A 476-nucleotide genomic window follows, 5' to 3' on the forward strand; every position below is an offset into this window, starting at 1 on the left:
TCAAATAATGAAAAAACAAAATGAGCAGAGACTAGTGCCTAAGCTAAGATTCAAAGGATTCAGTGAAGATTGGGAGCAGGAAAAGTTTTCTAATATATTTAAAAGAGTATCAGAAAGTAGTGATTCTGAGACTATACCAATTGTTGAATATGAGGATATAGATAATGAATCCAGAGTCTTGAAATCAAACTTTAAATATAGATTTTCTAGTAGAGATGGCTTGAAATTCTCAGAAAAAGATATTTTATTTGGGAAGCTAAGACCTTATCTTAGGAATCAGATATTAAGTGATTTCAAGGGGAAGGCAATAGGAGACTTTTGGATTCTTAGGTCCCAAATGAACTATCCAATTTTTGACTATTATCTTTTAGATACTCCGAGACTTTCACATATTACTAATCTTACAACGGGAACAAGAATGCCGAGATCTGATTGGGACACCATAGACTCTTATAATATAAAAGTACCTGTAGACA

Annotated in this window: 1 pseudogene; it reads left to right on the forward strand. The window is 32.6% G+C overall.

Annotated features, from left to right (window positions below):
* Positions 1 to 34: 34 nt before the first annotated feature.
* A pseudogene (locus HMPREF3029_RS00495) lies at positions 35 to 476 on the forward strand (restriction endonuclease subunit S); the annotation flags it as partial.

This window comes from Nosocomiicoccus sp. HMSC059G07 (assembly GCF_001815515.1).
In the GTDB taxonomy this organism is placed as follows: Bacteria; Bacillota; Bacilli; order Staphylococcales; family Salinicoccaceae; genus Nosocomiicoccus; species Nosocomiicoccus ampullae_A.